This window comes from Paenibacillus sp. sptzw28 (assembly GCF_019550795.1).
GTDB lineage: Bacteria > Bacillota > Bacilli > Paenibacillales > Paenibacillaceae > Paenibacillus_Z.
This window is the reverse complement of record NZ_CP080545.1, coordinates 4998624-5013581: the sequence shown is the minus strand read 5'-3', so window position 1 is coordinate 5013581 and position 14958 is coordinate 4998624. Positions and strand designations below refer to the sequence as shown.

Below are 14958 nucleotides of genomic sequence, written 5' to 3'. Positions count from 1 at the left end.
CTTTTGATAAACTGTAGGAAAGTACCCGTCTGCCGTTAAAGATCTCTTATCGCGATCATAAAAATATTAAATTGATATCATTATGGGGTGATGTTAAAATAATATAATAACGAAAATCGGTATTCTTGGCTGTTTTACCGAATGATGCTGAAGATTCCGGCATGAGACCAGCCGTTTCCAGTGTCTTTTCTCTTGTTCATTTTTCGCCGGTTTGTTATGCTGTATTCTTACGCATTATTTACCATTCTAAGCGATAACAGGGGAAAAATGAAGTCGAACTTCTTAACGTAAGCTACTCACAAATTTCTCATAGAAAGGTTGCACGAAATGAAAGAGAATCGTTTTGGGTTGCCGCCGAAGCAAGGCCTGTATGACCCGCAGTTCGAGAAGGATGCCTGCGGCATGGGCTTTGTGGCTAACATCAAGGGGAGAAAATCGCATACCATTATTCAACAGGCGCTTAAGGTGCTTGAGAATATGGAACACCGCGGCGGCCAAGGCAGCGAGCCTAACACGGGTGACGGAGCGGGAATTATGCTGCAGCTTCCGCACGCCTTTTTCGCCCGTGAGCTTAAGGGGCTCGGAATTGAACTGCCGGCAAGCGGAGAGTATGCGGTAGGCATGCTGTTCTTGTCGCAGGATGAAACGGTTCGCGGCAGGCATGAGTCCGAGCTGGAAGCCGTCATTCGCGAGGAAGGCCAGACGTTGATCGGCTGGCGCACGGTTCCGACCAATGATGAGAAGCTTGGCGATTCCGCCAAATCGGTGAAGCCGTTCGTGCGTCAAGTGTTTATCGGCAAGAATGCCGGACTTAAGGACGAACTGGCCTTCGAACGCAAGCTGTATGTAATCCGCAAACGTGCGGAGCATGCGATACGCTACTCCGGACTGGAAGGTGCGGACAGCTTTTATTTCTCCAGCATGTCCAGCAAGAAGATCGTATACAAAGGAATGCTGACGACGGAACAGGTCCGTTCGTTCTATCTCGATCTGAGCGATGAGGCGGTCGATACCGCGATTGCGCTCGTACACTCGCGTTTTTCGACGAACACGTTCCCGAGCTGGGAGCGCGCGCACCCTTACCGTTATTTGATCCATAACGGCGAGATCAATACGCTGCGCGGCAACGTCAACTGGATGCATGCGCGGCAAACGCTGTGCGAGAGCGAATTATTCGGCGAAGATATGGAGAAAATTAAACCAATCATCAATCCGGACGGTTCCGATACGGCGATGTTCGACAATACGCTTGAATTCCTGTTCCTCTCCGGCCGCTCGCTGCCTCATGCGGCCATGATGATGGTTCCGGAGCCGTGGTCCAACCACGAAGGAATGAGTGACGAGAAGAAAGCGTTCTACGAATACCACAGTACATTAATGGAGCCGTGGGACGGACCTGCCGCAATGGCGTTCACCGATGGGACGCAGATCGGCGCAATCCTTGACCGGAACGGACTTCGACCGGCACGTTATTATGTAACGAAGGACGATGTGATCATTCTCGGCTCGGAAGCCGGTACGGTTCCTGTCGAGCCTGAAAATATTTTATACAAAGACCGTCTCCGTCCTGGCCGGATGCTGCTTGTCGACACCAAAGAAGGCCGCATCATATCGGACGAAGAAGTGAAAGCGCAAATCGCTGCAGAGCATCCGTACCGCGAATGGCTCGATGAGCATCTTGTCGGTCTTGACGATTTGCCGGACGCGCCGGAATTGCCTGAACCGGATCATGCAACGGTTCAACAGCGTCAGCAAGCTTTCGGCTATACATTCGAGGACTTGCGCAAAGTGCTTGAGCCGATGGCGGGCAGCGGCGTAGAGCCGATCGCTTCGATGGGCTACGACGCTCCGCTCGCGGTTCTGTCCGAACGTCCGCAGCGTCTGTACAGCTACTTTAAGCAGATGTTCGCTCAAGTTACGAACCCGCCGATCGACGCGATTCGCGAGGAAATTATCACGGCGACCGGCACGACGCTCGGACCTGAGCGCAATTTGCTCAATCCGGAGCCGGAGAGCTGCCGACACATCAAGCTGGCATCGCCGGTACTGTCGAACGAAGAATTCGCGAAGCTGCGGCATGTGCGCCGTCCCGGCTTCAAAGCCATTACGCTGCCGATCTTGTTCCACGCGGCCGAAGGCGAAGCGGGAATGCGTGCGGCGATTAACCAAATGTGTGAAGCGGCCGACCGCGTTATCGCCAAAGGCCATAATATATTAATCCTGTCCGACCGGGGAATCGATCGCGAGAATGCTGCGATTCCGGCGCTGCTGGCAATTTCAGCCCTGCATCACCATCTGATACGCGAAGGCTCACGCACTAAGGTAAGCCTGCTTCTGGAATCCGGCGAACCGCGCGAAGTGCATCATTTTGCACTGCTGCTCGGTTATGGCGTGAGTGCGGTGAACCCGTATCTGGCATTCGAAACGCTGGACGATATGATCCGCCAAGGCATGCTGAGAGGCATTACACATGAGAAAGCGGTTAAAAACTTCATTAAAGCTGCAACTAAAGGCATCGTCAAAATTCTATCCAAAATGGGTATTTCAACGATTCAATCATACCGGGGCGCACAAATTTTCGAAGCGGTCGGTCTCAAGGAAGAGCTCGTGGACGAGTACTTCACGTGGACGCCGTCCCGTATCGGCGGCATCGGCCTTGATGTTATTGCGCAGGAGAATCTTGCACATCATAACCGGGCATTTGCGGAGCAGGAAGGCGCCGAGAAGGAGCTTGACTCCGGCGGTGAATATCAATGGCGTAAAGACGGAGAAGACCATTTATTCAGCCCTCAGACGATTCATACGCTGCAAATGGCTTCTCGTTCGAACGATTACAAGCTTTACAAGAAGTTTTCCGAACTGGTCCAGGGTGAGGATAAGAAGCATCTGACGCTTCGATCGCTCCTTGACTTCAAATTCAGCGCCGAACCGGTGCCTCTTGAAGAAGTCGAGTCGGTGGAATCTATCGTCAAACGGTTCAAAACCGGCGCGATGTCCTTCGGTTCGATCAGCAAAGAAGCACATGAATCGCTCGCTATCGCGATGAACCGCATTGGCGGCAAATCGAATACCGGCGAAGGCGGAGAAGATCCGGCGCGCTTCATCCCGGACAGCAACGGCGATTCCCGCCGCAGCGCCATCAAACAGGTCGCTTCCGGACGTTTCGGCGTTACGAGCAACTACCTTGTTAACGCGGATGAAATTCAAATCAAAATGGCGCAGGGCGCAAAGCCCGGCGAAGGCGGACAGCTGCCGGGACGCAAAGTGTATCCTTGGGTCGCCGAGGTACGCGGCTCAACGCCTGGTGTCGGTCTCATCTCGCCGCCGCCGCACCATGATATATACTCGATCGAGGACTTGGCGGAGCTTATCCATGATCTGAAGAACGCGAATCCTCGCGCGCGGATTAATGTGAAGCTGGTTTCCGAAGTGGGTGTCGGAACGATTGCCGCAGGCGTGGCCAAAGGCCGTGCCGATGTAATCCTTATAAGCGGCTACGACGGCGGAACCGGGGCCTCGCCGCTGGCATCCATCCGTCACGCGGGTATGCCGTGGGAGCTGGGCCTTGCGGAAACGCATCAAACACTTATGCTCAACAATCTTCGCGACCGTGTCGTTGTTGAAACGGACGGCAAAATAATGAACGGACGCGACCTTGCAATCGCCGCTTTGCTGGGCGCTGAAGAATTCGGATTTTCGACGGCTCCGCTTGTTGTTCTCGGATGCGTCATGATGCGTGTCTGCCAGCTCGACACATGTCCGGTGGGAGTGGCGACGCAAAATCCCGACCTGCGCAAGAAGTTCATGGGCGATCCGGGCCATGTGGTGAATTACATGCTGTTCGTGGCACAAGAGCTGCGTGAAATTATGGCTCAGCTCGGTTTCCGTACCATTACGGAAATGGTCGGGCGAGTCGATCGTCTTCACACGAAGACGCTGGTCGAGCATTACAAGCTCAAAGGGATCGACCTTACCGGACTGCTTCACCAAGCGGAGCTTCCTCAGGACGCTGTCCGGTACTGCGTTCAGGAGCAGGATCACAAGCTCGAGGAATCGCTTGATATGCAGAAGCTGCTTCCGCTTGCCAGACCGGCGCTTGAGAGCGGAGAGCAGGTACGGGCGACACTTCCAATCCACAATATCAACCGCGTAGTCGGTACGATTGTGGGTAGTGAAGTGACCCGCTGTTATGGGGCAAAAGGTCTACCGGAGGATACGATTTCCTTCCACTTTGTCGGCTCGGCGGGGCAAAGCTTCGGCGCGTTCGTGCCAAAGGGGATTACCCTATCGCTCGAAGGCGACTCGAACGACTATGTAGGCAAGGGACTATCCGGCGGTAAAATCATTGTGGCTCCTTCGCCGAAATCAACCTTCAAAGCCGAAGAGAACGTTATTATCGGCAACACGGCGTTCTACGGGGCAACAAACGGCGAAGCATACATTCGCGGTATTGCCGGCGAACGTTTCGCCGTACGGAATTCCGGCGTGAAAGTCGTAGTCGAAGGTGTCGGCGATCATGGCTGCGAGTACATGACAGGCGGTCGCGTCGTCATTCTCGGCTCTACAGGGCGTAACTTCGCAGCGGGAATGTCGGGTGGTGTCGCATACGTACTCGATGAGTCGGGCGACTTCTACAAGCACTGTAATCTCGAAATGGTACTGCTGGAACGTGTGGAGACTGCGGGCGAAACGGCCGAATTGCGCGGTATGATCGAGCGCCACGTACAAAATACGGGAAGTGCGGTCGGAGACAGGGTATTATCCGATTGGGAATCGTCCCTCTCCAAATTCGTGAAGGTTATTCCGAAGGACTATAAACGGATGCTCGAGCAAATTGAGAAAATGGAGCAGTCCGGTCTTGCCGGAGATGATGCGCTGCTTGCAGCGTTTGAAGCGAATATGAAGGAGCTGGCCCGTGTAGGCGGGAACTAAAATAAAAACACATCGAAAGCCCGAAAGTCCATACAGGATTTTCGGGTTATTTTTTTAAATAAAATAGTTCTACGGATATAAATATGCAAAAGTCTGCAATTTTCAAAAACCGACAAAAAAACAAAAAGATTGTGTCCTCCGGCCCGCAACCTTCGACATACTTTGCGGTTTGAATTCGCTATAATAGCAACAGTTGCCCAGAGAGATAAAAATTAGGGAGTGGAGCCAATGAAGGAAGCATCCGAGAAGATCATTATGAATTTGACACGATCAAAGCCAAAAGAAATTGACGTTAAATTATTATTGGAACAAATGGGGATCGATCAATCGAAATGGCAGTACGAGGAAATGCCTTCTGTGAAGAGAATGAATCTTGTTTTGAGTTATTCTTAAGAATAGACTTATAAACTGCAAATAGCTGGTTTCCTCTCCTTTTCTTTTACTCATTTATTCCCTTAATAAGTCTAATTAGGAAATTAATACATAAAATAAGCGGCCGGCTCCACTTGGTGATACGGACACGGATAGAAACTTTGCAGAGATTTCTTTCCGTCCATGGCCATAATCGGGGGGGGGGGGCTACGAATCATATAAATAAGGTGTGCTAAGTTGTAGGTCGTCATGTTTCCGGCAAATCGGTCGAGGAATGTTTTTCGCGGGTAGCGGTTTTATACCGTCTTGGAAAAAACAAGAGAGATTAGGAGTCGGAGAATATGAAAACAAATGAGCAGCATTCGGAAGAAGAGCTGGAAGAGCGCAAGTCGCAGGAGCTTGATATATTTACGATACTGGAACAACTTGGTATTAATCGTTCAAGGTGGCCTTACGATTTATTCCCTCCAAGCAAATCATAAATAGCCCCAAAATTAGACAAAACCATAGCCGGCAATTTGCCGCACTATGGTTTTGTTTCGGAGTGTAGCACTAATTCATCATTCTCTCCGCACGTACGAAAGCAATGAAACGTCGCGCTTCGTCTGCGGATAATTTCCGGCCATCTATTGTTAAATCGAATTTTTTTAACAATTCCTCGTCGGCTAGCTCCAATTGATCGACAAATTCCCTAATCGGTTCATCCAAGGTTACCTGAGGAGAATTGGTTCGACCGACCAGGTAGTCGACAGAGACATGGAACAGGTCGGCAAACTTCGAAAGTGTATCCGTGTCCGGTTCTCTACGGTTTTTCTCATAATGGGATAGGGCAGCGCGAGAAATTCCGAGTGATGCTGCTGTCTGTTCTTGAGTCCACCCCCGATCCTCCCTCAATTTTGCAATGCGGCTACCAATGTTCATAATACGCCTCCTAAACTAACCATAACAACATATTAATACGAAACGCTTACAATTGCATGCTATGCAACAAAACGTCGCAATCTTGTAAAAACTATGAAAAAGGCCTTGACATGTTACGTTCTGTATCGTAAAGTAAAAACTGAAATTGATACATATCGTATCATACACATTATTCATCTTAACCACAAATTGTACTATATATTCATGCTTGTCTACAGTGCTTGACAAAATGTTGGATTAAGGTGACAGCGATGATTGAAATTCATTGTCATATTCTCCCACTAGTCGATGATGGTGCAAGAACTAAGGCTGAGGCGTTGGAGATGGCTCGCATCGCCGTCATGCAGGGTATCGACACAATCATAGCTACGCCGCATCATGCTAACGGCGCATATGAAAACCCGTCAAACTCAATACGACAAGCCGTTCTAGCCTTCAACGACAGTTTGATTGAGGAGGGAATACCCCTTACGGTTCACACGGGGCAGGAGATTCGAGTTTACCAAGAACTGATCGAAGAATGGGAACGAGGAAACTTATGCACACTTGCCGGCAGCCGCTATATTTTGCTAGAGCTTCCGTCGTCACATATCCCCCGGTACCTGGGTGACATTATACACGAATTTATTATTCGCGGATTGGTGCCGGTTATCGCTCATCCCGAGCGGAATGCTGAAATCATTACATCCCCGCACTTGCTCATTCCATACATTCATCAAGGGGCGCTCTGTCAGCTTACTGCTCAGTCAGTAGCAGGATTGTTTGGAAGGCAAATCAGAAAACAGTCCTTGAAGCTTTGCCGCAGCAAGATGATACATTTCATTGCTTCTGATGCCCATAATTGTTTCCGCAGGACGTTTTTCTTACAAGAGGCCTATCAAAACATAAGCGCAGCATTAGGAGAAGAATACGTGCAGATGTATCAAAGCAACGCCGGTCACATACTTAGGAACAATGAGATTATCTGTTACGAGCCGATTCCACCTAGAAAAAAATTGTTATTTTGGTAATCCAAATAGACATAAATGGAGGCAAACCAAGTGGAACTGAAACAATATTTAAAAATCATTCGAAAAAGGTTTTTGTTAATTGCTGCAATTGTCATTATCGCCTGTGTTCTTACCGGTATAAAGAGCTTTATGTTCACGAGTCCGGTGTATAGCGCCTCCGCGAAGCTGATCGTAAATAAATCTATACAAGTTGATGGAAAGCAGCAGATGGATCTTGGCAGTGTGGAAACCAATATAATGCTCATAAATTCTTATATAGAGATTATTAATTCGTCGGCTATATTGGATAAGGTTTCTGCCAAATACCCGGATATCAAGGCTTCCCCGGAACGTATCGGCAGCATGCTGTCTGTAAGCTCCGCCAAAGGGTCCCAGGTGATGGATATATCGGCTACGGATACTTCATACGACAGGGCTGCTGAGGTTGTAAATGCAGTAGCAACTGTTTTCAAGAATGAAATTCCAAGCATAATGAATGTCAATAACGTCACGATTCTATCGGAAGCGAAGCTCAATGCTGAACCCGGCCCTATAAACGGAAATCCTATCATTAATATACTGCTCAGCTTTATCGTATCTTTGATGCTGGCGATCGGGCTTGTATTCCTGCTGGATTATCTCGATGACTCGATCAAGACGGAGCAAGACGTTGAACAGATGCTTGAGCTTCCAGTGCTGGCCCAAATCGCGAAACTGAATAAAACAGAGCTGCAACCAGGCAGATCGCGTGTATCCGATAAACAGGTAGGTGAGGGCACATATGTCTCGGCAAAATAAAACGAACAATTTGATTACGATTGTTAATCCCAAGTCACCGGTTTCAGAGGCTTATCGATCGCTTCGAACAAATATTCAGTTTTCCTGCCTTGATGAGCAAATGAAAGTATTAATGGTAGCATCCGCTTGTTCGGGCGAAGGGAAAACGACAACGGTCTCGAACTTGGCCGTTGCTTATGCGCAAGAAGGAAAAGCGGTCCTGCTAATAGATGCGGATCTTCGTAATCCTTCTTTACACTACGCTTTCCAGCAGTCGAATCGGGTTGGACTTACAAGCGTGCTGCTCAATCAGCATCATATATCGGAAGTCATTCGCGATGTAAGTGTGAATAATCTGTCTATTATGACATCCGGTCCAATACCGCCTAACCCGTCAGAAATACTTGGATCAAATAAGATGCAACAAATAATGGAAGAATTGAAAAGTATGTATGACATTATCTTGTTTGACACACCGCCGATCCTGCCTGTAACCGACGGCCTTGTCGTGTCCTCGATGTGTGACGGCGTCATTCTGGTCGTTCACGCGGGAAAAGTGAAGAAGGACCTGGTTAAGAAAGCAAAAGCAAGCTTGGAACATGTGAAAGCTAGAGTTCTGGGTGTTGTTCTGAACAACAAGGTGAACTCCAAGGCTGAAGGTAAGCATTATATTTACAGCAGTAATGAATAAACCACAGCCACCGGCTGTAGGTGATGTCTACTGAACCTTTATCACATGTAGGCACTCGGTCACGCTGTGGGCTATTATTAGCCTTAGACGTTAATCGTCAAGGGTGTGATGTGAGGAGGGGTTTGATGCCCTATCATTTTAAAAAAACGAGCTATGCTTTTTAGTTGAATGAAAAGCATAGCTCGTTTTTTTACACAGCGATTAAGACAGATGTAGAGAATAAACAGGATAGGGTGTGTGAGTGATGAAGAAAGTAAGAAAAGCGATTATCCCGGCGGCTGGATTAGGAACAAGATTTCTCCCCGCAACAAAAGCAATGCCCAAGGAAATGCTGCCCATCGTAGACAAGCCGACTATTCAATACATCGTGGAAGAAGCGATTGAATCAGGCATCGAAGATATCATTATCGTAACCGGTAAAGGGAAGAGAGCCATCGAGGATCACTTTGATATCGCATTTGAACTTGAACACAGCTTGCTCGAAAAAGGAAAGATGGAGCTGCTCGGCGAGGTGCAAAAGTCATCAAATGTGGATATTCATTATATCAGGCAGAAGGAACCAAAGGGACTTGGCCACGCCGTCTGGTGTGCCCGCAAATTTATTGGAGATGAACCGTTCGCAGTGCTTCTCGGGGACGATATTGTTGTTGCCGAAGTACCGTGTACGAGACAGCTGATGGAGCAATATGAGCAGGTTCAGCGCTCAGTGATAGGCGTCCAAGCCGTGTCGATTGAGCAAACCGAGCGTTACGGTATTGTCGATCCGGTAGAATCGATCGGAAAGCTGTATCAGGTCAGACAATTTATTGAGAAGCCGAAACTAGGAAGCTCCCCTTCAAATTTGGCGATTATGGGAAGATATGTGCTGACCCCGGAGATTTTTGAGTTTTTAGAGATGCAGGAAGAAGGAGCCGGCGGGGAGATCCAGCTCACGGATGCCATTCAAAGATTAAATGAACAGCAGGGCGTTTACGCATACGATTTCGACGGTAAACGTTACGATGTCGGGGAAAAGCTGGGCTTCATCACAACAATGCTTGATTTTGCGCTGCTGAACAATGAATTGAGGATGCCTTTACTAACGGCATTAGAGGAAATTCTGGAAAATGAGCAGTTGAAGAAATACCATTCTTAATTTTGACGATAGGGGTGAGTGAGATGAGTTTGTCTCCGCAAAGGAACGAAGGCGAGTTATTGCTGGATGGAAACTTTATATCTTCAACCTACGACATGAAGAAACCCAAAAGGTTCGTATTGTACTTGATGGCGAAACGGGCGACCGATATTATCGGTGCCGCTGCGGGAATCGCGCTTCTGCTTCCGCTCTTTATTCTTATTGCAATTCTGATAAAAATCGAAGATCCGAAGGGACCGATCTTCTTTTATCAGAAGAGAGTAGGGAAGAATGAGAAAGAATTCAAAATGTATAAATTTCGTTCTATGGTAACAAATGCCGAGGAGCTGCTCAAAGAGCTCTTGGACAAGAACGAAATAAGCGGTGCTATGTTTAAGATGAAAGAGGATCCGAGAATAACCCGAATCGGCAGGTTTATCCGGAAAACAAGCATTGACGAGCTACCTCAGCTGTGGAACGTGCTTAAGGGCGATATGAGCCTGGTCGGTCCGAGACCGCCGCTTCCACGCGAGGTTGAGGAATATACGAAATATGATAAGAAGCGTTTGTTGGTTAAACCAGGCTGCACGGGCTTATGGCAAGTAAGCGGACGTAACAACCTCAGCTTCAAGCAAATGGTTGAACTCGACATCAGGTACATACAGGAACGAAGCTTTGTATTTGATATGAAGATTATACTGAAGACGGTAAAGGTATTGTTCGGCACGAACGATGCATTCTAGATAACTGGCTTTGAAAAGGAGAACGAAGTATGAGGTTAGGGGTAGACGTACATGTACTCGCAGGGAAATTTCAGGGGAGCCGTACGTACTTATTAAATCTTTACCGTGAATTGGTCGCCCGGAAAAGTAACGAAAAGTATTATTTCTTTGGACATTGGGCTTCCGATTATCCATATGGCGAAGATGTTGAGTACGTTAATTTCAAATCGGCTTCGAAATGGAAAAGACTGACTTATGAGACGAACCCTTTGCTTAAAGAGTTCCAGATTGACTTGTACCATACTACTTATATTACTCCCCTGAAAGTCTCATGCGACACGATTGTAACCATCCATGATGTTTTATTCGAAACCCATCCGGAGTATTTCACACGGCAAGAAGTGATACGAAACAAAATATTGGTAAGACGCTCGGCTCATCAAGCAAAGCAAATACACACGGTGTCGAAGTATTCCAAAGACCAATTGGTCAGGTTGTATGGGGTGCCGGAAGAGAAAATACGAATTGTGCCCAACGGAGTGGATTTAAGTAAATTCACGATCGATGATAAAGACTATTCCAGGCATTTAATTCAGGATAAGTACGGAATCAAGGACTTCATATTAACCGTTGGAAGAATTGAACCGCGGAAAAATCATATTCAATTATTGAAAGCTTATAAGCGCCTAAAGGAAAGGATGAATGATGTCGGCACTCTCGTAATTATCGGGAAACCGGATTTCGGGTTCAAGGAATTTTTTAATAAGATCAACGAGCTGGGGCTTCAAAATTGCGTCAAAATCATCGATTCTATCGATGATGAATATTTACCTCACGTTTATCGTGCGGCGAGGCTGTTTGTATATCCGACATTTGCCGAAGGATTCGGCATTCCGCCGCTTGAGGCGATGGCGACCGGTGTACCCGTCATTACTTCTAACACCACAGCAATACCGGAAATTGTCGGCAATGCCGGCCTGTTGATCAGCCCGGACAGTGAAGAGCAAATTGCGGATCAAATGGAAAACGTCTTAAATAACCCGGAGCTGGAATTAAAAATGCAGCAGCTTGGTCTTTTACAATCTAAAAAATGGTCTTGGAGCCGTGCAGCCGACTCGTATATCGAGGCAATTGAAGATATTAAAGTAAAAGAGGGTTCTTTATGAATGATCATGTAAAGTCTGTTGCATTCTGCGGGACTCGGGGTCTTCCAGCCAATTACGGCGGTTTTGAAACGGCAGTGGATCAAATAACGAAAGAGCTCGTTGACAACAATATCGATTGTCATGTCTTTTGCAGAGACAACAATAAAAACGAAGCGAACCCGCAGACTCACGAAGGAAGAAAACTTGTATATATACAAGGAAGCAGCTCAAGAAAGCTGGATACATTCGTTTCGTCCTACAATACCGGCATTCATCTACTTCGGAATCGGAAAAAGTATGATTTCGTGTTCTGGTTTAACAATGCAAACCTTCCCGGCATACTGCTGACACTAATCGCGGGAATTCCGATGGCGGTGAATACCGACGGGCTTGAGTGGAGAAGAGGCAAATGGTCCTGGCCGTTTAAGCTGTACTACTTCCTCTCTTCCCTGATCATCAGCTTATTCTGCAGGACGCTTGTTTCGGATTCGATTTCGATTCAGCAATATTATAAAAAGGTCTTCATGAAGAAAACGCATTTTATTCCGTACGGGGCTCCGGAGCCAAGAAATATACCGCCGGAGAAGAAAGACCGCATATTGCAGCAATTTGGAGTCGAGCCGAATAAATATTTCCTGCAAATCACGCGCTTTGAACCTGATAATTTGCCCTATGAGATTGCGGTGTCTTTCGGGCAATCGGAGCTGTGGAAGAAAGGCTACAAATTGGTCATCATCGGGTTTAAGGATGAGACTCCTTATGCGATGCAAATCAAATCGTTATCGGGCTCCAGCGGGGTAGAAATTTTTCCGGCAAATTACGATCAGGATGTTCTGGCTGCACTTAGGGAAGGCGCCTACTGTTACATGCACGGAAATTCCGTCGGAGGGACTAACCCGGCGCTGCTGGAAGCGATGCAGACGTGCAAACGGATCTTTGCGATTGAAGGACCGTTCAGCAGCGAGGTGTTGGGCGATTACGGGAAACAATTTACCATTGATAAGCTTGCCGCGCAATTTCATGAAAGCATAAGTTTGGAAAATCAGAGTGACGGCATGAAACAACGGTTAAAGGCCAGGTATAACTGGGATGCTGTAGCGGCCTCCTATTATAATCTGGTCTACAGCAGGCCCGCCGATTATCGCGGCACAATAGAGGGTGAAGCTGAAGCGAAGGCTAACGCAGAGCCGCTGGTCGGGGTTATTCTTGTGAATTTTAACGGCGCCGACGATACGATCGAATGCATTACTTCATTGATGAAGATGAACTACTTTAACATGAACCTGTATGTCGTTGATAACTGCTCTTACAATGATTCCGGACTGCAGCTGAAGCAGTTCATCGACAAACAGGATTCTTCTTCCATCAAGTTCATCCAGCTGGAGCGCAATGTCGGGTTCTCCGGCGGGAATAACGTGGCGATCAGGCAGGCTATGGCGGATGGCGCGGAGCTGTTATGGCTAATCAACAATGATACTATAGTGGACCGTGACGCACTGAGCTATTTGGTCGAAACGATGAAAGAAAACCCGGGCACCGGCATTGTCGGCTCGAAAATTTATTTCTACGGCACGAAGAGAATCTGGTTCGCCGGAGGCGCCATTAACAAGCTGGGGATGTCCTCGCACAGCGGCTATAACAAGGAAGATCTTCAAGGCGAGCTGTACTCGGAGGTTAAAGAAGTCGGTTATATTACCGGATGCAGCCTGCTTGCCAACAAGAAAATGATTGAACAGATCGGAGTGCTGGACGAAGACTTCTTCCTCTACTATGAAGATACGGAATTCTGCCGAAGAGCGATAAGATACGGCTGGAAGGTATTCTACGAACCGAGATCGATCGTATGGCATAAGGTCAGTGCTTCGACGAAAAGCTCGTTTAACGATCACTCGCCCGCACTCGACTACTACGATATCCGGAACAGTATCTTCTTCATCAGAAAATGCTATTCGCCGGTAAACAGACTCATCCCTTATGTGGGGGTCTGCATCAAATTTCTCAAGAAGCATGTGAGACTGGTTGTCAGGCCTGAAAGCAAAAAGCTGGAGAAGCTCAAAATCATCTATCGAGGGCTGAATGATGCGATCGTTAACAAGCATGGTTCTCTTTAATTGTTAGCCAAAAGAAGGGAATAATGTTATGAAGAATAATCTGTATATTATTCATGAGAACGGGGCGCCAAGACATTTCGAAGCATTATATTACTTGAATGACAAAGAGGAGCTTTACGAAGATATCGTCTCCGTCGAGTTCACTTTTGTCAGGCAATTTGTCAAGGGCATCGTCAGGAGAGACTTCTCTGTTGTTAAACGGTCCCTGCGCAACCTGTTCTTGCTGATCTATCTCTTATTCACTAAAAATAAACGTATCATAATAGGCGCAGCGCCTTATGATATGTTTATTTTTCTTCTGTATCTGCTCAGAACCAGGCACAATACGGTGTATTATTCCTCCTGGCCGTACTGGGATTTCTCCAAATATCCGAAGAAGCTGCGGATGAATCTGCAGCGGAGGCTGTGGGAGAAGTTCTTGACGAATATCCAGGTGGTCGGGGTAACGAAGCCGGTTGTTCAAGGATTGTCGCGCTACTCGGAAAGAGCAACCGTCATTCCTCATTGTATTAATGAGGATATATTCTTCTCCCAGCCGAAGAAATCGGATGAAAAATTCGTTATTGTTTACGTTGGCCGGTTGATCCCTGAGAAGGGAATCAGCTTGATAACGGATTTAATCGCCGATCTGCATGGTGAGAACAATATCGAATGGCGGTTTGTAGGAGACGGCCCGCTTAAAGAAGAGATTAAGAATCTCGCTTCTCTCAGCGATAATGTCAAGTACTACGGCCAAATCAAAAACCCTAAAGAACTGGCAGCCATATATAATGAGTCCAATCTGCTGCTTCTCCCTTCCTTTAAGAATCACAACTGGGAAGAGCTGTTCGGGATCGTTCTTATCGAGGCGATGGCATGCGGCGCCGTACCGGTAACGACTGAATCGATCGGCCCCAAAACGATCATATCCCATGAGCAGGACGGCTTCCTACTGAATGAAGAGGGTATATTTGAAGAAATCAAAAGCATTATATTGAAGCTGAAGAAGGATAAGCTGTTGTTCGAGCAGATGTCAAGGAATGCAATCGATAACGCGACCGCGCATTATACGGTCAAGAGAACTTCTTCATTATGGAGAAGTGTACTGGTCAAAGAAAGAGAATTGCTCCCAAGCTTCGCAACATCAATGAATGGTTTGGCAAGCTCAAGCGAGAACGATTTGATCAGTTGAATTGCGAATTTGT

General features: G+C 47.4%; 11 protein-coding genes. 10 read left to right on the top strand and 1 reads right to left on the bottom strand.

Translation table 11 applies throughout. The features are described from left to right. Nucleotides 1-327: 327 nt before the first annotated feature. Both gltB and KZ483_RS23000 read left to right on the top strand, forming a co-directional pair. The gene (gltB, locus tag KZ483_RS23005; protein ID WP_220349902.1) at nucleotides 328-4932 is read left to right on the top strand and encodes a glutamate synthase large subunit; all 4605 of its coding nucleotides are present in this window, start codon (nucleotides 328-330) and stop codon (nucleotides 4930-4932) included. Nucleotides 4933-5645: 713 nt separating this feature from the next. Further along, entirely contained in the window at nucleotides 5646-5786 is a 141-nt protein-coding gene (locus KZ483_RS23000; protein ID WP_220349901.1) for a hypothetical protein, read from the top strand. A gap of 70 nt (nucleotides 5787-5856) precedes the next feature. Here the strand turns inward: KZ483_RS23000 and KZ483_RS22995 are convergent, their stop codons facing one another. After that, nucleotides 5857-6225, bottom strand: coding sequence for a helix-turn-helix domain-containing protein (locus tag KZ483_RS22995; RefSeq protein WP_220349900.1), 369 nt, complete (start codon nucleotides 6223-6225; stop codon nucleotides 5857-5859). Nucleotides 6226-6476: 251 nt separating this feature from the next. On the opposite strand from KZ483_RS22995, the gene KZ483_RS22990 reads away from it, so the two are divergent. From KZ483_RS22990 to KZ483_RS22955, 8 genes are all read left to right on the top strand, one after another. Beyond that, the gene (locus KZ483_RS22990; RefSeq protein WP_220349899.1) at nucleotides 6477-7235 is read left to right on the top strand and encodes a tyrosine-protein phosphatase; all 759 of its coding nucleotides are present in this window, start codon (nucleotides 6477-6479) and stop codon (nucleotides 7233-7235) included. A gap of 30 nt (nucleotides 7236-7265) precedes the next feature. Then, nucleotides 7266-8012: a YveK family protein gene (locus KZ483_RS22985; protein WP_220349898.1), complete on the top strand. Its 747-nt coding sequence runs from the start codon at nucleotides 7266-7268 to the stop codon at nucleotides 8010-8012. Next, the gene (locus tag KZ483_RS22980) at nucleotides 7996-8682 is read left to right on the top strand and encodes a CpsD/CapB family tyrosine-protein kinase (protein ID WP_220349897.1); all 687 of its coding nucleotides are present in this window, start codon (nucleotides 7996-7998) and stop codon (nucleotides 8680-8682) included. Before KZ483_RS22985 ends, KZ483_RS22980 begins: the two co-directional genes overlap by 17 nt. Nucleotides 8683-8926: 244 nt before the next feature. Continuing rightward, the gene (gene galU, locus KZ483_RS22975; protein WP_220349896.1) at nucleotides 8927-9817 is read left to right on the top strand and encodes a UTP--glucose-1-phosphate uridylyltransferase GalU; all 891 of its coding nucleotides are present in this window, start codon (nucleotides 8927-8929) and stop codon (nucleotides 9815-9817) included. Nucleotides 9818-9840: 23 nt separating this feature from the next. Continuing rightward, a complete protein-coding gene (locus KZ483_RS22970; protein ID WP_220349895.1) occupies nucleotides 9841-10539 on the top strand; it encodes a sugar transferase in 699 nt (232 codons plus the stop codon). A 29-nt stretch (nucleotides 10540-10568) separates the two neighbouring features. Next, nucleotides 10569-11684 (top strand): glycosyltransferase family 4 protein, encoded by a 1116-nt coding sequence (locus KZ483_RS22965; RefSeq protein ID WP_220349893.1) that lies wholly within the window; start codon nucleotides 10569-10571, stop codon nucleotides 11682-11684. After that, nucleotides 11681-13774 (top strand): DUF1972 domain-containing protein, encoded by a 2094-nt coding sequence (locus tag KZ483_RS22960; RefSeq protein WP_220349892.1) that lies wholly within the window; start codon nucleotides 11681-11683, stop codon nucleotides 13772-13774. Before KZ483_RS22965 ends, KZ483_RS22960 begins: the two co-directional genes overlap by 4 nt. A gap of 28 nt (nucleotides 13775-13802) precedes the next feature. Next, nucleotides 13803-14945: a glycosyltransferase family 4 protein gene (locus KZ483_RS22955; protein ID WP_220349886.1), complete on the top strand. Its 1143-nt coding sequence runs from the start codon at nucleotides 13803-13805 to the stop codon at nucleotides 14943-14945. The last annotated feature ends 13 nt before the right edge of the window (nucleotides 14946-14958 follow it).